Origin of the sequence: Achromobacter sp. Marseille-Q4954 (genome assembly GCF_943737025.1) — a bacterium.
Lineage (GTDB): Bacteria > Pseudomonadota > Gammaproteobacteria > Burkholderiales > Burkholderiaceae_B > Achromobacter > Achromobacter bronchisepticus_A.
This window is the reverse complement of sequence record NZ_CALSFQ010000004.1, coordinates 422533-446673: the sequence shown is the minus strand read 5'-3', so window position 1 is coordinate 446673 and position 24141 is coordinate 422533. Positions and strand designations below refer to the sequence as shown.

At 68.4% G+C, this 24141-nt stretch carries 22 protein-coding genes; 8 read left to right on the top strand and 14 right to left on the bottom strand.

What is annotated here, in order from left to right; genetic code table 11:
• The first annotated feature begins 39 nt into the window (after nucleotides 1-39).
• On the top strand, nucleotides 40-537 hold the full coding sequence (locus NGK62_RS30340; RefSeq protein WP_251881816.1) for a GNAT family N-acetyltransferase: 498 nt from the start codon (nucleotides 40-42) through the stop codon (nucleotides 535-537).
• On the opposite strand, the gene NGK62_RS30335 is transcribed toward NGK62_RS30340, so the two are convergent.
• The 4 genes from NGK62_RS30335 to NGK62_RS30320 form a co-directional block, all read right to left on the bottom strand.
• Entirely contained in the window at nucleotides 510-1466 is a 957-nt protein-coding gene (locus NGK62_RS30335) for a BMP family ABC transporter substrate-binding protein (protein ID WP_251881814.1), read from the bottom strand. The genes NGK62_RS30340 and NGK62_RS30335 overlap by 28 nt on opposite strands.
• The gene (locus NGK62_RS30330) at nucleotides 1463-2440 is read right to left on the bottom strand and encodes a Bug family tripartite tricarboxylate transporter substrate binding protein (RefSeq protein ID WP_251881812.1); all 978 of its coding nucleotides are present in this window, start codon (nucleotides 2438-2440) and stop codon (nucleotides 1463-1465) included. Before NGK62_RS30330 ends, NGK62_RS30335 begins: the two co-directional genes overlap by 4 nt.
• 147 nt (nucleotides 2441-2587) lie before the next feature.
• Nucleotides 2588-3976 (bottom strand): amidohydrolase, encoded by a 1389-nt coding sequence (locus NGK62_RS30325; protein ID WP_251881810.1) that lies wholly within the window; start codon nucleotides 3974-3976, stop codon nucleotides 2588-2590.
• Between the two features lie 144 nt (nucleotides 3977-4120).
• Nucleotides 4121-5614 carry an MFS transporter gene (locus NGK62_RS30320; protein ID WP_059372665.1) on the bottom strand — a complete coding sequence of 498 codons (1494 nt, stop codon included), beginning with the start codon at nucleotides 5612-5614 and terminating at the stop codon, nucleotides 4121-4123.
• Nucleotides 5615-5757: 143 nt separating this feature from the next.
• Between NGK62_RS30320 and NGK62_RS30315 the strand changes: the two genes are divergently transcribed.
• Entirely contained in the window at nucleotides 5758-6390 is a 633-nt protein-coding gene (locus NGK62_RS30315) for a TetR/AcrR family transcriptional regulator (protein ID WP_059372670.1), read from the top strand.
• 51 nt (nucleotides 6391-6441) lie between these two features.
• Here NGK62_RS30315 and NGK62_RS30310 read toward each other — a convergent pair whose 3' ends face one another.
• From NGK62_RS30310 to NGK62_RS30295, 4 genes are all read right to left on the bottom strand, one after another.
• A complete protein-coding gene (locus NGK62_RS30310) occupies nucleotides 6442-7392 on the bottom strand; it encodes a Bug family tripartite tricarboxylate transporter substrate binding protein (RefSeq protein ID WP_059372672.1) in 951 nt (316 codons plus the stop codon).
• 73 nt (nucleotides 7393-7465) lie between these two features.
• On the bottom strand, nucleotides 7466-8734 hold the full coding sequence (locus NGK62_RS30305; RefSeq protein ID WP_251881808.1) for a carboxylesterase/lipase family protein: 1269 nt from the start codon (nucleotides 8732-8734) through the stop codon (nucleotides 7466-7468).
• Nucleotides 8735-8881: 147 nt separating this feature from the next.
• Nucleotides 8882-9832, bottom strand: a complete 951-nt coding sequence (locus tag NGK62_RS30300; protein WP_059372676.1) for an adenosine deaminase — start codon at nucleotides 9830-9832, stop codon at nucleotides 8882-8884.
• Nucleotides 9833-9890: 58 nt separating this feature from the next.
• Nucleotides 9891-10826 (bottom strand): LysR family transcriptional regulator, encoded by a 936-nt coding sequence (locus NGK62_RS30295; RefSeq protein ID WP_251881806.1) that lies wholly within the window; start codon nucleotides 10824-10826, stop codon nucleotides 9891-9893.
• 177 nt (nucleotides 10827-11003) lie between these two features.
• Here NGK62_RS30295 and NGK62_RS30290 point away from each other — a divergent pair, with 177 nt between their 5' ends.
• From NGK62_RS30290 to NGK62_RS30265, 6 genes are all read left to right on the top strand, one after another.
• Nucleotides 11004-11711, top strand: coding sequence for a hypothetical protein (locus NGK62_RS30290; protein ID WP_251881804.1), 708 nt, complete (start codon nucleotides 11004-11006; stop codon nucleotides 11709-11711).
• A 54-nt stretch (nucleotides 11712-11765) separates the two neighbouring features.
• Nucleotides 11766-13151: an MATE family efflux transporter gene (locus NGK62_RS30285; RefSeq protein ID WP_251881802.1), complete on the top strand. Its 1386-nt coding sequence runs from the start codon at nucleotides 11766-11768 to the stop codon at nucleotides 13149-13151.
• Nucleotides 13152-13282: 131 nt separating this feature from the next.
• Nucleotides 13283-14926 carry a lytic murein transglycosylase gene (locus NGK62_RS30280; RefSeq protein ID WP_251881800.1) on the top strand — a complete coding sequence of 548 codons (1644 nt, stop codon included), beginning with the start codon at nucleotides 13283-13285 and terminating at the stop codon, nucleotides 14924-14926.
• Nucleotides 14923-15525, top strand: coding sequence for a class I SAM-dependent methyltransferase (locus NGK62_RS30275; protein WP_118934713.1), 603 nt, complete (start codon nucleotides 14923-14925; stop codon nucleotides 15523-15525). The genes NGK62_RS30280 and NGK62_RS30275 overlap by 4 nt, the downstream gene beginning before the upstream one ends.
• 108 nt (nucleotides 15526-15633) lie before the next feature.
• Complete coding sequence (locus NGK62_RS30270) at nucleotides 15634-16206, top strand: GNAT family N-acetyltransferase (protein ID WP_059372686.1); 573 nt, start codon at nucleotides 15634-15636, stop codon at nucleotides 16204-16206.
• A gap of 9 nt (nucleotides 16207-16215) precedes the next feature.
• Nucleotides 16216-16401 carry an oxidoreductase-like domain-containing protein gene (locus NGK62_RS30265; RefSeq protein WP_054452636.1) on the top strand — a complete coding sequence of 62 codons (186 nt, stop codon included), beginning with the start codon at nucleotides 16216-16218 and terminating at the stop codon, nucleotides 16399-16401.
• Between the two features lie 7 nt (nucleotides 16402-16408).
• Here the strand turns inward: NGK62_RS30265 and NGK62_RS30260 are convergent, their stop codons facing one another.
• The 6 genes from NGK62_RS30260 to NGK62_RS30235 all read right to left on the bottom strand — a co-directional run bounded on the left by NGK62_RS30260 (nucleotide 16409) and on the right by NGK62_RS30235 (nucleotide 24136).
• A complete protein-coding gene (locus NGK62_RS30260) occupies nucleotides 16409-16846 on the bottom strand; it encodes an acetyltransferase (protein WP_059372691.1) in 438 nt (145 codons plus the stop codon).
• 63 nt (nucleotides 16847-16909) lie between these two features.
• Nucleotides 16910-18649: a M14 family metallopeptidase gene (locus NGK62_RS30255; RefSeq protein WP_251881798.1), complete on the bottom strand. Its 1740-nt coding sequence runs from the start codon at nucleotides 18647-18649 to the stop codon at nucleotides 16910-16912.
• Between the two features lie 34 nt (nucleotides 18650-18683).
• A complete protein-coding gene (locus tag NGK62_RS30250; RefSeq protein WP_251881797.1) occupies nucleotides 18684-19553 on the bottom strand; it encodes an ABC transporter permease in 870 nt (289 codons plus the stop codon).
• Nucleotides 19554-19558: 5 nt separating this feature from the next.
• Nucleotides 19559-20482 carry an ABC transporter permease gene (locus tag NGK62_RS30245; protein ID WP_054452620.1) on the bottom strand — a complete coding sequence of 308 codons (924 nt, stop codon included), beginning with the start codon at nucleotides 20480-20482 and terminating at the stop codon, nucleotides 19559-19561.
• Nucleotides 20483-20694: 212 nt separating this feature from the next.
• Entirely contained in the window at nucleotides 20695-22227 is a 1533-nt protein-coding gene (locus NGK62_RS30240; protein WP_251881796.1) for an ABC transporter substrate-binding protein, read from the bottom strand.
• A 55-nt stretch (nucleotides 22228-22282) separates the two neighbouring features.
• Entirely contained in the window at nucleotides 22283-24136 is a 1854-nt protein-coding gene (locus tag NGK62_RS30235; protein ID WP_059372713.1) for an ABC transporter ATP-binding protein, read from the bottom strand.
• Nucleotides 24137-24141: the final 5 nt, after the last annotated feature.

Genomic DNA, 24141 nt, shown 5'->3' with positions numbered 1-24141 from the left:
CCGGCTACACTTTGCGCCTGAGCCTACAGGAGTCGAGGCATGCATATCCTTCCCGAAACACCAAACGACCGCGAGGCGATCTTCGCGCTGACGCAGGCTGCGTTCAAGGACAATCCCCACAGCCAGCAGACCGAAGGCTACATCACGAACGCGCTGCGCGAGGCCGGCGCGCTGACGCTGTCGCTGGTGGCGCGGGTGGACGGGCGCGTCGCGGGCCACATCGCGTTTTCTCCGGTGGCGATCAGCGACGGCTCGGCGGACTGGTACGGTCTGGGGCCGGTCGCGGTGCTGCCGGAACTGCAAGGCCGGGGCATAGGCGCGGCCTTGATCCGGGACGGCCTGGCGCGCCTTGAGGCGCTGGGCGCGGCGGGCTGCGTGGTGATGGGCGATCCGGCGTACTACACGCGATTCGGTTTTGCGCAGACGCCCGCGCTGACCTATCCCGGGGTGCCGCCCGAGTACTTCATGGCGCAGGCCTACACGCGCCCGGCGCAAGGAGACGTGGCCTATCACAAGGCGTTCGAAGCGACCGCGTAGCGGGCAGGAGGCGGCGCGGGCAGCGTGAATTCCGGCCCGCTGTAGTCAGAGGCGATGTCCAGCGCTCCCGCTGCGAGCCGCCCCGCCCATTCATCCAGGACGCGGCGTTCTTCCGCGCCGACCTTCGCGCCCAGCACCAGCCGCAGCGACGCGGCTTCCTCCAGGCCGTAACGGGTCACGCGGCCCACCGCCAGCGCGCCCGCGGCATGGTCCGCGGCGGCGCGCTGCACGCACAGTCCCGAATCGGCCAGCGCCGATGCCAGATAGACCTGCGGGTCGCGCGCCACCCAGTCCAGCACATTGCCGATCTGCCACACGCCCGTTTCGCGGCACACGCGCGTCACGCCGTCGCGGCCGCCGTCCATCATGGCGAACAGCACGCGCGCGTCTCGGGCGGACAGCGCGCGGGCCCAGGCCGCGCCCAGCGCCGGATCGTGCTGGTTGCCGCAGAAGGCGGTCAGCGGATCCCGGCCCGTGACGCGCCGCACGCCATCGGCATAGGCGGCGCGGCCTTTCAGGCCGGGCCGCACTTTTTCGCCGGACAGATGGGCGGCCCGCCCGTTGGCCGCGCGCAGGCCCGCCAACACGCCGGCCAGAAAAGCCGAGTGCTCCTGCTGGATCTCGTATGACGCGACGTTGGCCGCGGTGTGGTGCCCCTGGGTGATGGCGAATTGCGTGCGCGGGTAGCGCGGCGCGACCTCGGCCACGGGGGCGTCGCCCTGGCCGCCATGCACGATGACCAGCTCCGGGCCGGCGTCGCACAGTTGCGCGATGCGCCCGGCGCGCGCGGCGGAGTCGTGGTCGGAGATCCATTCCAGCTGCAAGGGCTGGCCCGCTTGCGCGGCGCGCTCCGCGCCACGGACGGCCGCTTCGTTGAAGCCGCCGCGGCCCGGATGGCCGAACAGCACAAGCATGCGGCGGGCGCTCATAGGCTGGCTCCCGTGGAACGCACCACCGGTCCCCAGGCTTCGGCCTGGCGACGGACGAAATCGGTGAACTCGGCGGGGGATTTTTGCGATAGGACGAAGCCCTGTCCTTCCAGCCTGGCGCGGATGTCGGCGCTGGCCAGCGTTTGCGCGATGGCGTCGTTCAAGCGCTGCGAGACCGTCGCGGGCAGGCCGGCGGGTCCGGAGAGTCCGACGAAGTTCTCGGCGATCAGGCCCGGATAGCCCAGCTCGCCCACCGCCGGGATGTCGGGCGCCTGCGGCACCGGCTTGCCGGTGGTGACCGCCAGCAGGCGCAGTTGGCCGGACCGCAGGAACGGCAGGTTCTGCGGCAGCGCATCCACCGCGAAGCGGATCTGGCCGCCCAGCAGATCGTTGCGCATCGCGCCCGAGCCCTTGTACGGAATGTGCTGCAGGCGCGCGCCGGTTTGCCGCGAATACAGCTCACCCACGATCTGGCCCACCGATGCCAGTCCGCCACTGCCGTACTGCACCGGCTGGTCCTGCGCGCGGATCCAGGCGGTCAGCTCCGCGAAGCTGGACACCGGCACGGAAGGATGGACCACGAACACGGCGGGCACCGCGCCCAGGTAGGCGATGTGGTCGAAGCTGGCGAGCGCGTCGTATCCGCCTTGCGGCATCAGGGCAGGCGAAATGGACAGCGGCGCCGAGTTCGACATCAGCAGCGTGTAGCCGTCGTTGGGCGCTTGCGCGACCAGGCTCGCGCCTATGGTCGAGCCCGCGCCGGGCCTGTTTTCGATGACGATGGGCTGGCCCAGCCGTTCGGCCAGCGCGGGCGCGATGAGGCGCGCGGCGATGTCGCTGGCGCCGCCGGGCGGGAAGGTGACGACGAGCCGGATCGGACGCTCGGGCCAGGCGGCTGCGCGCGCGATGCGCGGCCGCGCCAATGGCAGCGCCAGTGCGCCGGCAAGCATGAAGGTTCGACGGGAGATCGGCATGGCGTGGCTTCTACATGGCTGCCGCGGGGCGGCAAAGGGGCGTACTGTAGAAAGCCAGGCCGGGCCTGACAAAGAATTTGTAGCCGTTTGCTTATGCCCGCCGCATCGCGCGGCGGGCATTTTTCAAACGCGCGCGCGGCGCGCGGATCAGCTGCCTTTCTGCGCCTGCGCCATGTAGTCCACGGTCAGGTTCGACAACGCGCGCACGCCGTTGATGAGGCCGGACTCATCGACGTAGAAGCGCGGCGAATGGTTCGGTGCAGCCTTCTCGACATCGGTGCCCTTGGGCGTTACGCCCAGGTAGAAGAACATGCCCGGTACCTTCTCCTGATAGAACGAGAAGTCCTCCGACGCGGTCGACTTGGGCTGCAGCCCGTAGTTGCCTTCGCCCGCCACGCGCCGCAGCGTCGGGCCCATCTGCTCGGTCAGCGCGGGATTGTTGACGGTGGCGTTGTACAGCTCCACCACGCGCACGTCCGCCTTGGCGCCCGCGCTCTGCGCGATCATGTCGGCGGTACGCGCGATGCGTTGATGTATGTCCTTCTTCATGCCTTCGTCATAGGTGCGGATGGTGCCGGTCATGGCCACGTTGTCCGGCACGATGTTCATGCGGTTGCCGCCGTGGATGGCGCCCACGGTGATGACGGCCGGCTCCAGCATGCTGTTGATCTGGCGGCTGGGGATGGTCTGCAGGCCCAGGATGATCTGCGAACTGACCACGATGGGATCGATGCCGGACCAGGGCCGCGCGCCGTGCGTCTGCTTGCCGGTGACGTCGATCCAGAACTGGTCGGCGGCGGCCATGGCGGGGCCGCTGCGCCAGCTGAGCTTGCCGGCGGGATAGGCGCTGGACACGTGCAGGCCGAAGATGGCGTCCACCTTGGGATTCTCCAGCACGCCTTCCTGCACCATCATCTTGGCGCCCCAGATCTTCTTGCCGTCGGGCTCGAAGTCGGCGGGGCTTTCCTCCGCGGGCTGGAAGATGAATTTCACGCTGCCGGGAAGCTCGTCTTTCATGCCGGCCAGCACTTCGGCCGTGGCCATCAGGATGGCGGTGTGGGTGTCGTGGCCGCAGGCATGCATCACGTCCACTTCCTTGCCGAGGTAGGTGCCGCGGGCCTTGGACGCAAAGGGCAGGTCTACCTGTTCCTTGACGGGCAGCGCGTCCATGTCGGCGCGCAGCGCCACCACCGGACCGGGCTTGCCGCCCTTGAGCACGGCGACCACGCCGGTGCCGGCGACGCCGGTTTTCACTTCCATGCCCAGCGCGCGCAGATGGTCGGCGACCAGCTTGGCGGTGCGGTTTTCCTGGTTGCCCAGTTCGGGGTGTTCGTGGATATCGCGGCGCCAGGCGATGAGCTTGTCTTCGATGGCCTTGGCGCGTTGATCGATCTGCGCGGCCAATGCCGGATTGGGCGCGGGGACCAGCGGGCCTTGCGTGCCGGGCGCGCTTTGCGCGGCGGCCGGACCCGCCATCAGCAGGTGGGCGGCGAGCGCCAGCGGGGCCAGGCGGAACAGGGGTTTGCGGTAAGGCATGCTTTGCTCTCCTCGTGGTTGTTAACCTGTTATTGGACGAGGATCTTACCGAAGCGCAAGACGGCGCGAGCGTTTGTTACCAACGCTTAAAAACAGGCTGTTTTGATTCCGGCCGATGGAATTCCGCGCGCCGGAATCCGGAGGTCATGCGGCGTGCAGGACGTTCTTTGCGCCGCGTGCCAGGAACAGCAGCAACAGTGCCGCCAGCAGCGATGCGGCGCCTGCGAAAAGCATGGCGGCATGGAAGCCGCCGGCCAGCGCCGCGGCGGCCAGCTCGGCCGCATTGGCGGGCTGCGCGGGCAGTTCATGCAGGGTGATGGCGGCGCGCGCCAGGGCTTGCGCATCTGGCGCGCCCAGCCGAGACAGCGAGCCCGTCAGTGCCTCGATGGCGCGTCCGCTCATCAGCGCGCCCAAGAGCGCGATGCCTATCGTCATGCCGGTCTGGCGCAGCGCGTTCATGGTGGCCGAGGCCATGCCGGAACGCTCGCGCGGCACCGTGGCCATCACGGCCATGCTGGTCGAAGGCACGGCCAGGCCGGTGCCCAGGCCCAGCAGCACCAGCAGCGAACCTGACACGAGATAAGGCGTGTGCGCTTCGAAGCGCGTCATGCCCAGCATGGCCAGGCCGATGAAGGCGAAGCCCGCGATCATCAGGCGCGGCAGGCCGAAGCGCAGGTTGAGCCGGCCGAAGACCAGCGACACCAGCCCGGCCGCCGCGAACTGCGGCGCCAGTTGCCAGCCGGTGGCCAGCGGCGACAGTCCCTGCACGTGTTGCAGGTAGAGCGAAAAGAAGAACAGGCTGCTGTAGGCGGAAAAGCCCAGCACGAAGGACGCGAAGTTGGTGATGGCGAAGCCCGCGTCGCGGAACAGCCCCAGCGGCAGGATGGGCCGCGCGGCGCGGTGCTCGACCCATAGAAAGGCGAGCAGCCCGGCGGCGGCGATGGCGAGCGCGACCGTGGCTTCTGGCGCAGCCCAGCCATGTTCGCCGGCGGCGATCAGACCATAGGTCAGCGCGCCCAGCCACAGCACGCTGAGCGCCTGGCCGGCGGGGTCGAAGGCCGCGTGTTCGGGATGGGCGCTTTCCGTGATGCTCCAGGCGCCCAGCGCGATGGCCAGCGCGCCCACCGGCAGGTTGATGAGGAAGATGCTCTGCCAGTTGAAGTGAGCGACCAGTACGCCGCCCAGCATGGGTCCCACGATGAGCGAAATCGCGTTGCACGAGGCCCATATGCCGATGGCCTGGGCGCGTTCCTTGGGATCGGGAAAGGCCTGGGTCAGAAGCGACAGCGCGCCCGGTACCAGCAGGGCGCCGGCCACGCCCTGCACGGCGCGGCCGATCAGCAGCGCCGTCAGGTTGTCCGCCAGGCCGCACAGCGCGGAGCCCGCGGTGAACAGCAGCACGCCCGCCAGCCAGGAGCGCTTGCGTCCATAGCGGTCGCCCAAAGGCCCGGCGGACAGCATGAAGGCCGACAGGAACAGGGCGTAGGCGTCCACCACCCATTGCAGTCCGGCCATGTCGATGCGCAGGGCCGCCTGCATGGTGGGCAGCGCCACGTTGACGATGCTGATGTCCAGGATGGTGATGAAGCTGCCCAGGTTGACGGCAAGGACCAGGGCGCGGCGGCGTGCGGGATGCATGGCGGGACGCAGAGTAGGGGAAGGGGTATTCTATGCATCGACCGACCGTCGGTCAATGAAAAGAAGAACGATTCTCAGCTTTTGGCCCCAGCCCTGCGCCTCCTCTACACTGGCACCTTGCTGCTGAACTGACCCTGGACGATATGCCCGCTGTTCCCGCCGACCCGCTTTCCCCGCCTGGCCCGGACGCCGCTTCCAAGCCCCGCACCAAGCCGGCCGCCGTGCGGCTGGATGAGTTGATGGAGGCCGCGCAAGCGCTCTTCATCCAGAAGGGCGTCGAGGCCACCACCATCAGCGAGATCGTCGAGCGCGCCGGCGTGGCCAAGGGCACCTTCTATCACTACTTCACGTCCAAGAACGACATGCTGGCGGCGCTGCGGGCCAAGTTCTCGCAGGGGTTCCTGGACCATATCGACCGCGAGGTGCGGGCCTGTGCGCCGGACGACGGCGTGGCGCGGCTGCGCGCCTGGACCCGCGCTGGCGTCGAGGCCTATTTCGACGGCTACGAACTGCATGACGTGGTGTTCCACGATGCCCAGCATCCCGACCGCGGCGTGGCCGAAAAGAGCGCCGTGCTGGAACAGCTGGAAGCGATACTCGAGGCCGGCGCGCGCGCAGGCTGCTGGAAGCTGGACGACGCGGCGCTGGCCGCCATCGTCCTGTACCACGGCATGCATGGCGCGGTGGACGCTGCCATCGCGCAGGGCCGGCGGGACGCGCAAGCGCTGTCCGGCCCCTTGTCGGCGATGTTCCTGCGCACGCTGGGCGCGGGCTGAGGCACGCGGCCTGAAGGGCGCGGCTGTAAACCCGCGCCGCTGCAAGCGCCGCTATTGCAGCTTGATGCCCAGCTCCTTGATCAGCGGTCCCATGTCGGCGCGGTCGGCCTCGATGGTCGCGGCCAGTTCCTCTGGCGTGCTGCCGATGGGAATCATGCCCAGGGTTTCCATTTGCGCGCGCATCGCGGGTTCCTTCAGGATGTCCGCCACCGATTTCTGGATCAGCGCCACGCGGTCGTCCGGAATGCCCGCCGGCGCCATCAGCCCGATCCAGGGCTGCGGCGCGTAGTCCTTCAAGCCGGACTCCTTCAGCGTGGGCGTATCGGGCAGGCCGCCGAAGCGTTCCGGACTGGTGATCGCGAGCGCGCGCAGCCGGCCGCTGTCGATCAGGCCCTTGGAACTCGACGGCGCGTCCAGGCCCACGTCGAGCTGGCCGCCGATCAAGTCGTTCTGCGTCTTGCCCGACGAGGACGAGGGCACGTACAAGGCCTTGATGCCGGCGCGGCGCGCCGTCTGTTCCCAGACCAGATGGAACGCCGTGCCGATGGAGAACGAACCTACGCTGAGATTGCGCGCCTTGCTTTCGCGCACGAAGTCTTCCCAGGTCTTGAGCGGGCTGTCCTTGGGTACGATGAAGATGAATGGCGTGCGCGCCACCAGCGAGATCGGCTTGAGGTCCTTTTGCGTGTCGAACGGCAGGCTGTCCACGGCGAAGGGCACGATGGTGACGGACGAGGCCACCACCATGCCCAGCGTGTAGCCGTCGGGCGCGGACTTGACCAGCGCGCCGGTGCTGATGATGCCGGACGCGCCGGGCTTGTTCTCCACCACCACGGGCTGGCCCCAGGCGGCGCCCAGTTTGCTGGCCAGCACGCGCAGCATGACGTCCACGGGGCCGCCGGGCGGGTTGGACACGATGATCTTGACGGGCTTGTCGGGATAGGCGGCGGTGGCCGCCAGCGGCGCCAGCAGCGCCAGCGCGAGCGCGGTTTGCTTGAACATGGAATTCCCCTTGTTTTGGTGTGTTTGATGCGCGGGCGGCATCCGCCCGCGGCCCCGCACGTGCCGTCCCGGCCTAGGCCAGGATCTGCATGTGCGGCGCCGCCGGCCAGCCTGGCGCGTCGCCGCGGATGAACGCGATCCATGCCTGCTGCGTGGCGCGTGCAAGCTGGCGCGCCTGTTCCGCGGGCAGGCCGGCGAGCATGGGCGCGCTGGCGTACGCCGGCAACGTGTCGAAGACGAAGGGCAGTTCGATGCAATGGCAGGCGCCGAAGTTCGCCGTGGGCGCCACGTCGAACCGCGCCAGCCAGGCTTGGCGGCCTTGGGCCGCGGCGTCGGCGGCCCACTGGCGCGAGGGCGCGCCGAATACCTCGTCGCCCAGGTCCTGGTCGGCAGCGCTGCGGCCATTGCCCGGAAAGGCGGCCATTTCGTCGCGCGTGTAGCAGACCAGCACGTCGGCGCGGGACGACGCCCGCTTGAGCGCGGGCGCGATGTCATGTGGCAGCACCTGGCCGTCGAGCACCGGCGCGAACTGACTGCGGCTGCTGCCCTCGGCGCGCAGCGTTTCGGCGACGGCGGGCGCCTGCTGCGCCGCCAGCAAGGCCGCCACGGGCAGCTCGCGCGCGGCTTCCAGGGAATCGGCTCCCGCGGCGCGCAGGAAGGCCTGTCCCAGCGCATCGGCCTGCTTTGCGCTGCGAAACCCCCGGCCCAGCGCCGCGCTTTGCAGGATGGCACGGGAGAAGCGCGGCTGGCGCGCGAGCATGGCGCAGATCGAGGACGCGCCCGCCGACTGGCCCATGACGGTGACTTGTCCGGGATCGCCGCCCAGGTCCTGGATGTTGGCCAGCACCCAATCGATGGCGGCCTCCTGGTCCAGCAGGCCCGAATTGGCCGTCTGGCCGGGTACGTACAGCCAGCCCAGCGCGGCCAGCCGGTAGTTGACCGCGACCACCACCACGTCGCCGCGCTGCGCGAGGTTGGCGCCGTCATACCAGTCCAGCGCGCCGCCGCCGCTTTGCCAGGCGCCGCCGTGCAGCCACACGACCACCGGCCGCCGCTTGCCGTCGGCGGCTGGCGTCCACACGGTCAGGTGCAGGCAGTCCTCGGATTGTTCGGCGTCGAAGTCGCCCATGGCGCCGCGCAGGCGCGAGGGCAGTTGCGGCGCGACCGGTCCCGGCCGGGTGGCGTCCAGCCTGCCGCGCCAAGCGGCCGGCTGCGGCGGTGCGAAACGCAGCGCGCCGATCGGCGCCTGCGCATAGGGAATGGCGCTGTAGCGGTACACGCCGCCTTCCAGCACGCCGGTCAGCGTGCCTGCCTGCAGCGACGCTTCCACGAACTGACTCATATCCTGCCCCCTGTTTCTGGTCTGTGGCCCGGCCGCGGCAGGCGCCGCGGCGGTCGGACTATGGTAGGGAGGAATGGGCCGCGCCAGGCATGCAGGTTTTGAACATTGCCATGCGCAATCCGCATGGCTGGCGGCGGGGCGCGCCGGCTACTTGAGGATGCGCGCGTCCAGGCTGTTGTCCGCCAGGGCCTGGGCCTGCGCCCGCGACATGCCCAGATGCTCGTACAGCGCGTGGAAGTTCTCGTTGACGTAGCCGCCGAAATACGCGGGATCGTCGGAGTTCACGGTGACCTTCACGCCCGCGTCCAGCAGCGACAGGATGTTGTGGTCGCGCATGTGCTGGAACACGCGCAGCCGGGTGTTGGACAGCGGACAGACCGTCAGCGGGATCTGCTCGTCGATCAGGCGTCCGATCAGCTTGGGGTCTTCGGCGGCGCGCACGCCGTGGTCGATGCGCAGCACCTTCAACAGGTCCAGCGCTTCCCAGATGTATTCCGGCGGGCCTTCCTCGCCGGCGTGCGCGACGCCTGGCAATCCTTCGGCGCGGGCGCGGTCGAACACGCGCTGGAAGAGGCGCGGCGGAAAACCCATTTCGCTGCTGTCCAGGCCCACGGCGATGAAGGCGTCGCGGTGGGGCAGGGCGGCTTCCAGCGTGCGCATGGCCTGCTCTTCGGGCAGATGGCGCAGAAAGCTCAGGATCAGTCCGCTGTTCACGCCCAGCTGCTTGCGGCCGTCTTCGAGCGCCTGGCTGATGCCGGCCAGCACAGCCTCGAAGGGCACGCCGCGGTCGGTATGGGTCTGCGGGTCGAAGAACGGCTCGGTATGCACGACGTTCTGCTCGCGGCACTTGAGCAGATAGGCCCAGGTCAGGTCGTAGAAATCCTGCTCGGTGCGCAGCACGTCCGCGCCGCGGTAGTAGAGGTCCAGGAATTCCTGGAGATTGCCGTAGTCGTAGGCGGCGCGCAGGGACTCGATGTCCGGCCACGGCAGCGCCACGCCGTTGCGCTGCGCCAGCCGGAACAGCAGCTCGGGTTCGAGCGAACCTTCCAGGTGCAGGTGCAATTCCGCCTTGGGCAGTGCGTTGAGCCAGTCGTACATGGGTGCTCCGATCAAAAAGTGTTGCCTGTCCAGAATAACGCGCAACGCGCCGTCAGGCTCAGGCCGTCAATGCGACCGCGTCGGCCTGGATGGCGAGCTGGAGCTGGGCGGCGAAGGCGCGCGCCTGCCGCGTGCTGGGACGGTCGCGGCGCCAGATCGCGGCCAGCGGCGATTTGCGCAGGACAGGCCTGTCGGCCAGGACTACAAGCTCGCCGCGCGCCTGCCGGATAGCGGCCACGCTGCCGGGCAGCATCCACAGGTACTGGCCGTCCAGCAGCATTTCGCGGCCGAATTCCAGCGACAGGGCGCCGATCATATCCGGAATCGCCAGGCCGGCCTGGCGCAGCGACATTTCCAGTTCGCCGCGGATGCGGCTGCCGGGCAGGGCGGTGATCCAGGGATAGGCCACGTAGTCGGCCAGCGTGGCGTCAGGCTGGCCGGCCAGCGGATGATGCGTGGCGCAGGCCAGCACCACGGGATCCTCCAGCAGCGTGGTGGAGCGATAGATCTGCGGATTGACGGTGGACGAGAAGCGGCTGATCAGCACGTCCAGCGCGCCCGCGTCCAGGTCCTCGATCAGCCGTTCATGCGTGCCGATCTCGATGGTGAGCGTGATGCGCGGATAGGCTTGGCGGTAGGCGCGCGCGGCTTCGGCCACCGGCCAGCCCGCGAACATCGAAAAACAGCCTACGGTCAGGCTGCCTTCGTCGCCGCGCGAGACCGCGGCGAGATCGATCTCGGCCTTGCGGAAGTCGGTGAGCAGCAGGCGGGCATGGCGGCACATGGTTTCGCCCAGCGGCGTGCAGGTGGTGCCCTTGGCAGTGCGTTCGAACAGCCGCGCGCCCACCAGTTCTTCGATCTCGGCGATGGCGCGCGACAGACCCGACTGCGTGCTGTGCAATTGCGCGGCGGCCTTGGACAGGTTGCCCAATTCGGCGACGGTCAGCACGATTTCCAGATGCCGGATGCGGAGCTTGCCTCGGAACGGTGTCATGGCGCGGGTCGGAAGGGAGATGCCGATTATTCTCTCCCGGCGCGTGCTTGGCAACGCGGGGCGGGTTTGGGCCGCGCAGGTTTCGGCCGGCCGGGTTTCGGATATAGTTCGCGCCAGACCGATAGTCGGAGGCGCCGCCTGGGCCAGCGCGACGGCCGGCAAGAGCAGAGGGCAGGCATGAAGACAGCGGTGCGTGGCGCGTGGAGAGTGGGCAGGCTTGCGGCGGCGGCGCTGGCTGCGCTGGCCTTGAGCGGCTGCGGCGCATCCCGGGTCGACGGCGTGTCCGTTGCCTGGCCTCCCTTTCGAGACGGGACGCTTGCGGCGTTGCCAACGGATCCGGCCCAATGCCCGGATCTGGCCGGCGTCTATCGGGCGCAAGGCGAGTTCGTGTCTGGCGACCGCGAGGCCGGCGCATCGATGGACCTGCGCAATTTCCTGCAATATCCCCTGGACCTACGGGGCATGGGCGACAACCCGTTGCCGGAATGGCGCTCCGGACCCGAGGCCACCGTGGCTTTCACGGCCGCCGCGGACGGATGGGAGATATTGGCGCTGGACGGACAGGGCGCGCGCGCTTCCGGCCGCCTGCCGCAGTTGAACGGTATGCAGGATCCTGCCGCCCTGCCTGGCGCGGCCCGGCCCTCCAGGCCGGACGGCATCCGGCGCCTAGGCGGTTGCACGCAGGGCCGGCTGTGGATCAGCGTGCGGCACGACTGGCGCCAGTACGAGTCCATGGGCGTGCGGCGCCACGTGGCGCTGCTGCGGCCCCAGGCAGGAGGCCTGCTGGTGACCGTGCAGCGTGAATCCGACACCATCGGCCTGCTGCCTTGGTATTCGAATGACGGCAGCGTGTACCAGTATTGGTTCGCGCCCGCGGGCCGCTGAGCGCGGACCCGGCAACTTTCGCGCGGCCTTGGCCGCGTTCCATCCAACAGCCTCATGACGTCTGAAAACTCGTCCTCCGCCGCTTCCGATCCGCGCGCCCGCTTCGTCTCGGGGCCGATGGGCCCGCATGTGCTGGAAATGGTCCTGACCGGCTGGGCCAGCATGCTGGCCGTGTTCGCGGTGGAGTTCCTGTCGCTGCTGTACCTGGGCACGCTCAAGGATGAGGCGGTGCTGGGCGCGGTGGGCTTCGGATCGATGACGCAGTTCACCATCATCTCGGTCTGCATAGGCGTGACCGTGGGCGGCACGGCCCTGGTGTCGCGCGCGCTGGGGGCGGGCGATGCGCCGCGCGCCCGCGCGCTGGCGGGCGCCTCGCTGGTCCTGATGGCCGCCGCCGCGCTCGTGTCCGGCGCCTTGTTCCTGGCCGTGATCGGCCCCTACACGGCGGCCATCGACCTGGCAGAGGACGTGCGCGCGCATCTGCTGTCCTACGTGCTCATCACGACCCCGTTCGCGGTCGTGATGGGCGTGGGCATGATGTTGTCCAACCTGCTGCGCGCCGCGGGCCGTGGCCGCCAGTCCATGTGGGTGCTGCTGGCGGGGACGGCGACGGTCGCGGCGCTGGACCCGCTGGTCATTTTCGTGCTGGACGGCGGCATGGAAGGCGTGGCCTGGGCCGGCGGCGTGGGCCGTCTGGTCACCGTGGCGCTGGGCGCCTGGCTGGTGTTCGGCAAGCATCGCCTGGTGGCCTGGCCGGCCGGCGCGGCGCTGCGCGCGCACCTGGCTGCAATCGGGCGGATCGCCTTGCCTGCCGCGCTGACCACGCTGGCCACGCCCGCGGCGGTCATCTTCACCCTGTCCACCTACGCCGGCTTTGGTTCCAGCGTGATGGCGGGCGCCACCGTGGTGGACCGGGTGCTGCAACTAGCCTATGCGCTGTTCTTCGTGCTGCCGGGCGCCATCGGGCCCATTCTTGGGCAGAACCTGGGCGCGGGCCAGTGGGGCCGCGTGCAGGAGACGGCGCGCCTGACCGCGCGCTGGTCCTTGATGTACGGCTTCGGCGTGGCGGTCGTGCTGGCCGTGCTGGCGCCCTGGATGCCGGATCTGTTCCAGGTGAGCGGGCCGGGGCGCGACCTGATCGTTTTCTTCTGCTGCTACGGCAGTTTCGCGTGGGCGCTCAACAGCCTGTATTTCGTCGCCATCGCGGTGTTCAACAATCTGGGCTATGCCGCGTACTCCACCGCGATCGGCTGGCTGCGCGCCACCGTGGGCACCTTGCCCTTTGTCTGGCTGGGCGCGCATTACGGGGGCCCGGAAGGCGTGCTGGCGGGGCAGACCGCGGGCTTTGCCCTGTTCAGCCTGATCGCCATGTTGCTATGCCGACGCGTGCTGCGTGCGCCGCCCGCGGGCGTGGCGGTGCAAGCGCGGCAGGCAGCCTAGGGCGCTGCGAAGCCGCTTCCAGCCTGCAGGGCGTTTGCGTGGCAGTGCTGGCGGACCCGCCCTGCGGGCCGTTCGATTTTGACGCCCGGTCGCGGTACGATCCCGGCTGACTTCGATTTTTCAGGATTGCCATGCGTCAGCGTTCCGTACGCCTTCGAATCGACACCTTCTCCCGCATGCTGCTGGCCGCGGCCGTCACCGCCGCCGCTGCCGGCGCCGCGCAGGCGCAGGGACCAGCTTCCGCCACCGGATCGCGCGCCCAGCCCGCGGTGCCGGTGCAGACCCTGCCGGCCCTGACGCCCAAGCGCAGCTTCGACGACACTCCCGCGCCTGCCGCCAACACGCCGGCGGCTCCGGTCGATGACCGCGCCGGGCAGGCGCTGCCTCCCAGGTCGGCGGCGCCCGCGCCGGCAACCCTGCCTGCGCCCGCCGCCTTGCCCGCACCCGCTGCGGCCACGGCAGCCCCGGCAGCGACCGCAGCGCCTGCTGCGCCCGCCGCCACCGCTGCGCCCGCCGCCACCGCTGCGCCCGCCGCCACCGCCACCCCCGCTCCCACGGTCATCATCCCGACCGAACTCGACACCAAGGCCTGCATCGCCAAGCTGCGCAAGGGCGCCACGGCCAACGGCCTGACCGTGGCCGATTGGGACAAGTACACCGCCAACGCCAAGCTGCTGCCTACCACGGTCGCATCCGCCAAGGGCCAGCCCGAGGGGCGCGAGGCCTGGTGGGATTACATCGCCAAGACCGTGGACGAGGAGCGCGTGCGCGACGGCCTGGGCGTGCTCGCCAAATATAGTCCGCAGCTGTCGGCCATCAGCCAGCAATACCAGGTGGATCCGGCCACGCTGGTCGCGATCTTCGGCATCGAGACCAACTACGGCCGGCAGGTCGGCAAGACCAATGTGCTGGACGCCTGGCTGACGCGCGCCTGCACCGAGAACAAGCCGCTGTGGGAAAAGAACGCCTACGCCTCGGTGCGCCTGCTGCGTGACGGCGTGGTGCCGGCGGACAGCTTCGTCGGCTCCTGGAGCGGCGCTTTCGGCATGACGCAGTTCATCCCGACCTCGTTCTATGAACTGGCCGCCGATGGCGACGGCAACGGCAAGATCGATCTCTACAACTCGCTGCCCGACGCGTTGGCGTCGACTGCCAATCACCTGCGCAAGCGTCGTGCCAAGTGGACGCACAGCCTGCCCGCCGTGATCGAAGTGCGCGTGCCGGCCGAGCTGGCCGCCGCCATTCCGGCCTCGCCCGAAGCCGAATACGTGGGTTCGCAGGATCGCCGCACGATCGCCCAGTGGGCCCAGGCCGGCGTGAAGCAGGGCAACGGTTCGGCCTTGAAGCTGGCGTCGGGCAACGACGAGCAGGCCTATCTGTTCGCGCCCACGGGTTCCGCCGGCCCGGTGTTCCTGGCGACCGTGAATTTCGACGCCATCCTGCATTACAACCAGTCGCGCCGTTATGGCCTGGCGGTATCGATGCTGCTCAATCGCCTGCAGGGCGGGCCGGATCTCGTCGCGGCCTGGCCCACGGACGACCCCGGCTTGTCGCGCGCGCAGATCAAGGAGCTGCAGGAGATGCTCTACGGCCTGGGCTACGACGTGGGCGTGGCCGACGGCATTCCGGGCAGCAAGACCCGCGACGCCGTGCGCGAAGAGCAGGTCAAGCGCAAGCTGCCGGAAGACGGCCGCGTGGGCAAGCGCATCTACGACGCCATCAAGGCCACCTGGCCGCCCGCGGCGATCCAGGTTCGGCCGACAGCCCAGCAATGACAGGGGCTTCCGGCACGCAGGGCTACGGTGAAAACGCCGCGGCCCTGGCAGACCAGTACGAGAGCATCGCGTTCGCGGACGTGCACCGCGACGTGGCGCACCTGATCCCCGCGGCGCCGTCGCGCATCGCCGACATCGGCGCGGGATCGGGGCGCGACGCCGCCGCGCTGGCGCGGATGGGGCATTCGGTGGTGGCGGCCGAGCCCACGCCCGGGCTGCGCCAGGAGGGGCAGCGCCGCCATGCGCTGCCCAACCTGGAATGGATCGACGACGCCTTGCCGGAACTGGCCGTGCTGCGCGGTCAAGACCGGGCGTTCGACGTGATCATGCTGACGGCCGTGTGGATGCACCTGGACGCCGACGAACGCCGCCAGGGCATGCAGGCGCTGGCCGCGCTCTTGGCGCCGCAGGGCCAGATCCTGATGTCGCTGCGGCACGGCCCGGTGCCTCCTGGCCGCCGCATGTTCGACGTGTCCGCGCAGGAAACGATCACGCTGGCGGCCGGCCACGGCCTGTCCTCGCACCATCTCAGTTCGCGCGAAGACATGCTGGACCGCGCCGACGTGCGCTGGAGTTTCCTGGGCCTGCGCCGCACCTGAAAGCCATGCCCCGGGGCCGGACTCGGCCTGGGGGATTCGTCCGTTGGACGATGGGCCGGCGGGCCGTCCGCCGGTATCATGTCCGCCACGCCATTTCTTCAGCCTTCCATGTCCGCCGCACTGCTCCCCGACACTTTCCAGACCGCCCGGCTGCAAGCCCGGCGCATGGACGAAACCGATTATTCCTTCATTGCCGCGATGCATGCGGACGAGCGCCTCATGGCCACCATGGGCGGCACCCGGACAGACGCGGCCAGCCGCCGTTATCTGCTGCAGAACGTCGAGCATTGGACCGAGCTGGGCTACGGCATGTATGTGCTGGCCGACCGCGCCAGCGGCGCGCTGGCGGGCCGGGCGGGCTTGAAGCGCACCCAATCTCGGGGCCGCGACGAGGTCGAGGTCGCGTATGCCTTCCTGCCCGCGAGCTGGGGCATGGGATACGCCACCGAAATCGCCCATGCGCTGCTGGCGCTGGGATTCGGCCGCTTGCCGGTCGAGGCGCTGTCGGCCGTGGCGCTGGAAGAGAATGCCGCGTCCTGCCGGGTGCTGGAAAAATGCGGCATGCGCCAGATTGGCGGTGCGGGAGCGGGCGGCGCGGGCAAGCGTCTCTACGAAATCCGCCGCGCCGAATGGCCGCTGCCGGACGCGGGCGCGGCGGCCGGCGCCGGCCATCGGCGCTAAGATTGGGATATGAGCACCAAGCAGATCCCCGACGACGACCCGCAGCCCGTTCCGCCCGTCGCGCCCGAACCCGAAGAGTGTTGCAACAGCGGCTGCATCCCCTGTGTCTATGACACCTATAACGAAGCCATGGACGATTACCGGGAAGCGCTGAAAGCCTGGCGGGCCAGGCATCCGGAACAGTCCAAGGGCTAGGCGCCCGTCAGCCCGCCAGCTTCATGTGGATGATGGGACGAGGGCGACCCGCGTCGTCCTGTTCCGAGCGGCCCACGTCCTCGAAACCGTAGTGCTTGTAGAAGCCGTGGGCCTGGGGATTCTGTTCGTTCACGTCCACCAGCAGGGTGCCGTGCAGCGAACGCGCGAAGTTCAGCAGGCGCCGGCCCGCTCCCTTGCCGCGCTTGTTGGCATCCACGAACAGCATCTGGACCTTGTTGCCGTTCAGGCCCATGAAGCCGGCAACTTCGCCGGCATCGTCCTCACAGACCCAGACCCGCACCGAAGGCAGGTCGGTGTTCAGCACCTGCGGGTACATGGCCTGGATTTCCTTTTCCGTCAGGAACGTGTGGGTGGCGCGTACCGAACGGAGCCAGATGTCCACCAGGGCCAGGTCATCGCCGTGGTTGCGTTCTCGGATATTCATTTTTCTAATGGTTTTACAGGTCGGGTGCCGGCGCGGTCCTTGGCTACGCCGGTCTTTTTGCCGCTAGAGCCCTGCGCGGTAGAGCTCGGTCGCCGCCAGGACGGTTTCCATCTGTACAGTATGCGCGAAAACGAAGCGGTCGCCGTAGACGGTTTCATCCGGAAACTCGGAAATCAACGCCATGGGCAAGTCTTCGCGGTCGCTTTCGCTGATCTGCACCGGGATGCCGTTCAGTACGTCGAATCCGGTTTCGAGCGCGTGCGCCTGGAATAGTTCAAGTTGCCGCGCGTTGAACTCGACCAGGCCGGGAACGTTGCGGGCCAGCCTGGCGGTAACGCCCTCGATCAGGCGGCGGGCGCGGTCGCCCCAGCCCGGGTGATGGCGCAGCACCAGGAAGAAGCCCTTGGGGATGGTCCACAGCTCGAAATGGCGAGGCAGGTAGCCGGATAGCGGCCGGGTCCATTCATGGGCGGGATAGCCGTGCAGGTTGATGTGCAACTGCGCGCCGCTGATGGCGTGCGCCTGGTGGCGGCCTTCGCGTTCGAAGAACGGGGCGCGTTCGCGGTAGGCGATGTCGTCGCCCAGCGCGCTGTAGCGCGAGGCATGCAGCATGTGGCGCGGATGGTGCGCGCGCAGGCGGTTGAACAGCGCGTAGCCGTCCGGATTTTCGGCGGCGATCAGGGCGAAATGCGCGTCGCCGCGCTCGGCCAGCGTCTGCGCGGCGCGCAGGGCGCCCACCACGCCGGAAGTTTCATTGGCGTGCTGCGCGCCCGAGATGAACACTGCGGGGCCGGGACCGCGCAGGTACGTACCCAGCACCGGACGGCCCTGGCGCGATACGGCCTGGAAGGTATCGCCGCCGAACGCCGCCATGCAGCTGGCGATCTGGCCGGCCGACAGTGGTTCGCGGACCTGGGCCAGCGGCGCATCGAGCGGCGCGGGCGCAACGGGCGCCAAGGCGTCGAAATGCTCCAGCGATATCAGCACGCGCGCTGCGCCGTCGTGGCGGCGGATGTCGGGAATGATCTGGCCGGGTTGCAGGCCGCGGTCGCCGGACGGGCGGCCCGAGTGCTTCTGGAAGTGTTCCAGCAGCGAAAAATAGATGTCTTCGTGCAGCGCTTCGAAGGTGCTGACGATTTCCTCGTCCACCGGCAGGGCGAAATCGATGCCCGGCAAATCCACGCGGATTTCCAGGCGCTCGAAATAGGGCTCGTGCGCGCCCCAGGCATGGCTGCGCACCGTGTCCACGATGGCGCGGAACGCCTGCTGGTATTCGGTGGCCTGGGCGGCATCGGTCTGCAGCGCGCCTTCGGCGTCGCGCACGCGCAGCCAGCCGGTGGGCGACAGCTCGGGCGTGCCATCCTGGGCGTAGCCGACCTGGTTGGGCGCATAGACGCGGGTATCGAGCTTGCGGCCATCGGCGTAGCGCAGGCTGACGTCGTAGTGCAGATCGTCGGCGCCGGGCTGCATGGCGACTTCCACGCCTTGCAGCAGCGCGATGAGCGGATAGGCTTCCAGGGTGAAGCGCTTGGCCTGGGCGTGTTCGTGCAGCGGATAGCGCACCACGACGGACGCCAGCCCTTCGCGCTCGACCTCTTCCAGGAAGTAGTGCAGCAGCGGCTTGTAGGCGCTGCGAAAGCGCGCGGTGACGCCGGCTTGCGCCAGGCGCTCCTGGGCCGCGCGGCGCGCCTCCACGCCTTCGAACAGCCAGCCTTCCACGACCGCGCCGCGCCAGGCCGGCGCCATGTAGGCATGGGTCCAGGCGTCCAGCGTGCGGTCGAATGTTTTTTCCAGCAAAGACATACTCGATATTCCTTTCAGGCGGACCGGGGCGGCTTCAGACCTTGCCGGTCGGGTCCAGGCGGTCGCGCAGCCAGTCGCCCAGCAGGTTCAGGCCCAGCACCGTCAGCATGATGGCCAGGCCCGGAAAGACGCTGACCCACCAGGCCGTCTGCATATACGTGCGGCCGTCGGCAAGCATACCGCCCCAGCTCGGGATCATGGGATCCACGCCCAGGCCGAGGAAGGTCAGGCTGCTTTCCAGCAGGATGTTGTTGGCGACGTTCAGCGTCATCAGGATGACCAGCGGCCCCAGCAGGTTGGGCACGATGTGGTGGCGGATCATGGCCAGGTCGCGCACGCCGAAGGCGCGGGCGGCCAGCACGAACTCGCGCTCGCGCAGGGCCAGGACCTGGGCGCGCACCAGGCGCGCATACTGCACCCACTGCGACACGATCATGAAGAAGATGACGTTGAACAGCCCGCCGCCCAGGATGGCGATGAAGGTGATGGCCACCAGGATGAACGGCAGCGCCAGCTGCACATCGGCAAAGCGCATGACGATCATGTCCCAGAATCCGCGGTAGTAGCCGGCGATCAGGCCCATGATGATGCCCAGCAGCGCGCCGCCAACGACCGAGGCGAAGCCCACCGTCAGCGAGATCTTGCCGCCGACGATGACGCGGGCCAGCACGTCGCGGCCCAGCGGGTCGGTGCCGAAGGGGTGGGCCGCCGAGGTGAAGGGCGCCATCAGGCGGGCGGCCAGGTCCATGGCTTCGCCGCCGTCGGGGAACAGCCAGCCGGAGGTCAGCACCAGCACGATCATGGTGCCGGTCAGCAGCGCGCCCAGCACGAATTCCAGCGAGCGGTAGCGGCTGCGGGGCTTGGCCGCCTTGGGGGCGGCGGCGGTGGGGGTAGTAGTCTGCATAAGGCTCAGCGCGTGCGGATGCGGGGGTCGACGATGCCGTAGGCGATGTCGACGATCAGGTTGACCAGGACGATGACGGAGGCCAGCACGGTGACCGTGCCCTGCAGCACCGGGTAGTCGCGGCCGGAGATGGCGTCGAACGCCAGCGTACCCAGGCCGGGCCAGTTGAAGACCATTTCGATGACCACGATGCCGCCGATCAGGCCGCCGAATTGCAGGCCCAGGTAGGTGATGAGCGGAATCGCGCAGTTGCGCAGCGCGTGCTTGTACAGCACCACGCGTTCCTTCAGGCCTTTGCTGCGCGCCACCATGATGTATTGCGCCGACAGCGTTTCCAGCATGGTGGTGCGCACCAGGCGGATATTGGTGGCGCTGAGGATGATGGCCATCGTCAGCGACGGCAGCACCAGGCTGGCGGGCCCGCTCCAGCCGGACGGCGGCAGCAGCGGGAAGGTGATCGACAGCAGCAGCACCAGCATCAGCGCCAGCCAGAAATTGGGAAAGGACAGTCCCACCAGCGACAGGATGCGGATCGCCTGGTCCGTGGTCTTGCCACGCTTGATCGCGGCCTGGATGCCCAGCGGCAGCGAGATCAGGATCGACGCCAGCAGCGAGGTGAAGGCCAGCATCAGCGTGGCGGGCAGCGCATCGCCGATAAGCTTGGCGACCGACGTGCCGCCCATGAAGCTGCGGCCGAAATCGCCATGCAGCAGCCCCTGCATATAGGACAGGTACTGCTCGTAGAACGGGCGGTTCAGGCCCAGCGCCTGGCGGATATTGGCCAGGTCCTGCTCTGTGACGCTGCCCGAACCCTGGCTGAGCATCAGCGCGGGGTCGCCGGTCAGGCGCACGGCATAGGAGACGAGCAGCGTCACGGCCACGATCACGAAGACGGCCTGCAACACGCGTTTGATGAGAAATCCGGTCATAAGTCGCCGCCCCGGCTTGCGCCGGGACGGGTCGGTAAGGTTAATGCCTCAAGGCAGCGCCAAAAGCATTCCAAAAAAAGTGCCGGTTGTTCATAGCGCCATCGCACCATGAGCAACCAGTCCTCCCCCAGCGGGATGCCGCGGATCCGGGCTCTGCCGGTCCGCAGGCATGCCCCCTGGGGGGAAGCGCGCAGCGCTTCGGGGGGGGGGCGTCAGTCCACAGAAGCGTTCAGGAAACGGAAGCGGATGTCGCCCGGCACTTCCAGATCCTTCACGCGCTTGTTCACCCCGACGATCGTGTTCAGGCTGTACAGCGGCATTTCCAGCGCCTGGTCGGCCACGTAGCCGGCGATCTCCTGCAGCATGGCTTCGCGCTTCTTCACGTCGTAGACCGTGCGCTGCGCTTCCAGCATGCCGTTGAGCTTGGCGTCGTTGTCGTACGGGTTCCACTTCTGGCCCGTGTGGTACATCAGGTAGGCCGTGTTGTCGTAGTCGTAGGTCCAGCCGCCCCACTGGTTCTGCCACATTTCGCCGGTCTTGCCGCCGGGGATGATGTCGTTGAGCAGCACGCCGGTTTCATACGGCTTGATCGTGGCGCGCACGCCCACGCCTTGCAGGTAGCCCGAGACGGCCTGGGCCACTTCGCGGAAGTTCGAATCGCTGCCGCGCACGTCGATCTGCACGGTGGCGCCCGGCTTCACGCCGGCGGCGGCCAGCAGCTTCTTGGCTTCGGCTGGGTTGAAGGGCAGGGGCTTCTGCTCGGGGTTGTAGCCGAAGGACTGCGGCCCCTGGAAGCTGGCGATGGTCTTGGCCTGGCCCAGCAGCAGCTGCTTGACGATGGCGTCGCGGTCCACGGCCATGATCAGGGCGCGGCGCACGTCGCGGTTCTGCGTGATGCCGCTCTTGGTGTTGTAGCGCAGCGCGAAAGCGACCGGGCCGCCGGTGGAGATGACGTCGGCGTTGCCGGACTTCTTCACGGTTTCGATCAGGCCCAGCGGAATCAGGGTGGCGACGTCGATGCGGCCGGCCTGCAGTTCGGCGACTTGCGTGCCCGGCTCGCCGATGAAGCGGTAGACCACCTTGTCCAGCTTGGGCTTGCCGCCCCAGTAGTCGTCGTTGCGCGCCAGCGTCACGTTGACCTTGGGCTGGTAGCTTTCGAACTTGAACGGGCCGGTGCCGACCGGGTTGGTGTTGAAGTTGTCTTCGCCCTTTTCCTTGATGTATTTGGGCGGCACGATCATGGCGCCATAGCCGGCCAGCTTGGTCAGCAGGACGGGATCGGGCTGCTTCAGGATGAAGTCCACGGTGTATTCGTCCACCACCTTGATCTCGCCGATCGAGTCGTAGTTGGACTTCTGCGGGCCCTTGGCGCCTTCCGCGCCCAGGAGGCGCTCGAAGGTGAACTTCACGGCTTCGGCGTTGAAGGGTTCGCCGTTGTGGAACTTGACGCCTTCGCGCAGCTTGAAGCGCAGGCGCTTGTTGTCGTCCAGGTATTCCCAGCTGGTGGCCAGGCCCGGCTGCAGCTTCAGGTCGGCGCCGCGCATGGTCAGGCCGTCATACAGGTTGCTGCCCACCGAACCCCAGAAGGTCACGAAGGTGTCGATCGGGTCCCAGCTGCCCGGGTCCTGGTTGATGGCGACATTGAGCGTGCCGGCGGCGTGAGCGGTCACGAAGACGGCGGGCAGCGCGCCGCCCAGCGCCAGGGCCAGGGCGGTGGCGGTGTAGGTTTTGCGTAGGGAGAGCATGTTCAACTCCAGGAACGGGAAGCCGGGCGGGCCGACGTGAAAAAGGGGTTGCGGCTCAAGCCGCGCGGGCCACCTGGTGGCCGGGCGCGAATTCAACCAGGGGAATGATGGCGGGCTCGTCGCCGACGCGCCGCACCGGGCTGGGGATCTCGCCTTCGATCAGCGAGGTGTCGATGTGGCGGCCGGGTTCGGCCACCGGCACGGCGGCCAGCAGCTTCTTCGTGTACGCGTGTTGCGGCGATTCGAAAATCTGGCGGCGGGTGCCGAGTTCGACGATCTGGCCCAGGTACAGGACCGCGACGCGGTGGCTGACTTTCTCCACCACCGCCATGTCGTGCGTGATGAACAGATAGGACAGGCCGCGGTCCTTCTGCAGATCCATCAGCAGGTTCAGGATCTGCGCCTGGATCGACACGTCCAGCGCCGACACGGATTCGTCCGCGATGATCAGTTTGGGATTGCTGGCCAGTGCGCGCGCAATGCAAACGCGCTGGCGCTGCCCGCCCGAGAATTCATGCGGGTAGCGCTTGGCGTGTTCGGGCTTCAGGCCGACCTGCTCCAGCAGTTCGCCGATGCGGCGGGCGATGGCGTCTTCGCTGGTCAACAGGCCGTGCGTGCGGATCGGCTCGGCGATGCTGAACGCCACCGTCTTGCGCGGATCCAGCGAGGCGTAGGGATCCTGGAAGATGTACTGGATCTCCTGGCGCAGGCGCTGGCGGCCGGCGCTGTCCATCGAGAAAATGTCCTGGCCGTTGTAGCGTACGGCACCCGAGGTCGGCGCCACCAGCTGCTGCAAGGTTTTGCCGATGGTGGACTTGCCGCTGCCGGACTCGCCCACCAGCGCCAGCGTTTCGCCGGGATAGACGTCGAAGCTCACTTCCTCGACGGCGTGCACGCGGTGCGTGACCCGGCCGAAGAAGTTGTGGCCCACGTCGAAGCGGGTGGTCAGTTTTTCCACGCGCAGCACGGGCTCGTCGTAGCGCGCGGTGTCCTGCTCGCGCGTCTCGCCCACTTCGCGCAGCGTGTCGCCTTCCAGCACGGTCTGCGGCGTGCGCAGCGGCAGGTCGCGGCCGGTCAGGCTGCCCAGGCGCGGCACCGCCGCCAGCAGCGCGCGGGTATAGGGATGCTTGGGCGCGTTGAAGATCTCGTCCACGGTGCCTTGCTCGACCTTCTTGCCGCGCAGCATCACGACCACGTCGTCGGCCATTTCCGCGACCACGCCCATGTCGTGCGTGATGAAGATCACCGCGGTGCCCAGGTCGCGCTGCAGTTCGCGGATGGTGTTCAGGATCTGCGCCTGGATGGTGACGTCCAGCGCGGTGGTCGGCTCGTCGGCGATCAGCAGGCGCGGCTGGCACGACAGCGCCATCGCGATCATCACGCGCTGGCGCATGCCGCCCGACAGCTGGTGCGGGTAGCGGTCCAGCATCTGTTCGGCGTCCGGCAGGCGCACCTTCTCCAGCAGTTTGCGCGCCGCCAGGCGCGCGGCCGAGCGCGACAGCTGCTGGTGCAGCATGATGGCCTCGACGATCTGGTCGCCGACGGTGAACACTGGGTTCAGCGAGGTCATCGGTTCCTGGAAGATCATCGCGATGTCGTTGCCGCGGATGGCGCGCATGTCCTCATCGGAGGCCGCGGTCAGGTCGATCTCGCGGTCGGAGTCGTCGCGGAACAGGATCTGTCCCGTGGCGATGCGGCCGCTGGTGTAGTCGGTCAGGCGCATGATGGCCATGGACGTGACCGACTTGCCCGAGCCCGACTCGCCGACGATGGCCAGCGTCCTGCCGGGGCGCACCTCGAAATCCAGGTTGTCGACGGCGCGGAACACGCCATTTTCGGTATTGAAGTCGACCGACACGCCGCGCACGGACAGCAGCGGAGCGGAAGAAGATGCGGTGGTGCTAGACAACGTGG

Bases quoted from the DNA above. Each gene is read 5' to 3' on its own strand.
- NGK62_RS30275 (WP_118934713.1), top strand. From the start codon at position 14,923: ATGACAGGGGCTTCCGGCACGCAGGGCTACGGTGAAAACGCCGCGGCC.
- NGK62_RS30315 (WP_059372670.1), top strand. From the start codon at position 5,758: ATGCCCGCTGTTCCCGCCGACCCGCTTTCCCCGCCTGGCCCGGACGCC.
- NGK62_RS30285 (WP_251881802.1), top strand. From the start codon at position 11,766: ATGACGTCTGAAAACTCGTCCTCCGCCGCTTCCGATCCGCGCGCCCGC.
- NGK62_RS30295 (WP_251881806.1), bottom strand. From the start codon at position 10,826: ATGACACCGTTCCGAGGCAAGCTCCGCATCCGGCATCTGGAAATCGTG.
- NGK62_RS30280 (WP_251881800.1), top strand. From the start codon at position 13,283: ATGCGTCAGCGTTCCGTACGCCTTCGAATCGACACCTTCTCCCGCATG.
- NGK62_RS30240 (WP_251881796.1), bottom strand. From the start codon at position 22,227: ATGCTCTCCCTACGCAAAACCTACACCGCCACCGCCCTGGCCCTGGCG.
- NGK62_RS30270 (WP_059372686.1), top strand. From the start codon at position 15,634: ATGTCCGCCGCACTGCTCCCCGACACTTTCCAGACCGCCCGGCTGCAA.
- NGK62_RS30250 (WP_251881797.1), bottom strand. From the start codon at position 19,553: ATGCAGACTACTACCCCCACCGCCGCCGCCCCCAAGGCGGCCAAGCCC.
- NGK62_RS30325 (WP_251881810.1), bottom strand. From the start codon at position 3,976: ATGCCTTACCGCAAACCCCTGTTCCGCCTGGCCCCGCTGGCGCTCGCC.
- NGK62_RS30320 (WP_059372665.1), bottom strand. From the start codon at position 5,614: ATGCATCCCGCACGCCGCCGCGCCCTGGTCCTTGCCGTCAACCTGGGC.
- NGK62_RS30265 (WP_054452636.1), top strand. From the start codon at position 16,216: ATGAGCACCAAGCAGATCCCCGACGACGACCCGCAGCCCGTTCCGCCC.
- NGK62_RS30335 (WP_251881814.1), bottom strand. From the start codon at position 1,466: ATGAGCGCCCGCCGCATGCTTGTGCTGTTCGGCCATCCGGGCCGCGGC.
- NGK62_RS30310 (WP_059372672.1), bottom strand. From the start codon at position 7,392: ATGTTCAAGCAAACCGCGCTCGCGCTGGCGCTGCTGGCGCCGCTGGCG.
- NGK62_RS30255 (WP_251881798.1), bottom strand. From the start codon at position 18,649: ATGTCTTTGCTGGAAAAAACATTCGACCGCACGCTGGACGCCTGGACC.
- NGK62_RS30290 (WP_251881804.1), top strand. From the start codon at position 11,004: ATGAAGACAGCGGTGCGTGGCGCGTGGAGAGTGGGCAGGCTTGCGGCG.
- NGK62_RS30260 (WP_059372691.1), bottom strand. From the start codon at position 16,846: ATGAATATCCGAGAACGCAACCACGGCGATGACCTGGCCCTGGTGGAC.
- NGK62_RS30300 (WP_059372676.1), bottom strand. From the start codon at position 9,832: ATGTACGACTGGCTCAACGCACTGCCCAAGGCGGAATTGCACCTGCAC.
- NGK62_RS30340 (WP_251881816.1), top strand. From the start codon at position 40: ATGCATATCCTTCCCGAAACACCAAACGACCGCGAGGCGATCTTCGCG.
- NGK62_RS30330 (WP_251881812.1), bottom strand. From the start codon at position 2,440: ATGCCGATCTCCCGTCGAACCTTCATGCTTGCCGGCGCACTGGCGCTG.
- NGK62_RS30245 (WP_054452620.1), bottom strand. From the start codon at position 20,482: ATGACCGGATTTCTCATCAAACGCGTGTTGCAGGCCGTCTTCGTGATC.
- NGK62_RS30305 (WP_251881808.1), bottom strand. From the start codon at position 8,734: ATGAGTCAGTTCGTGGAAGCGTCGCTGCAGGCAGGCACGCTGACCGGC.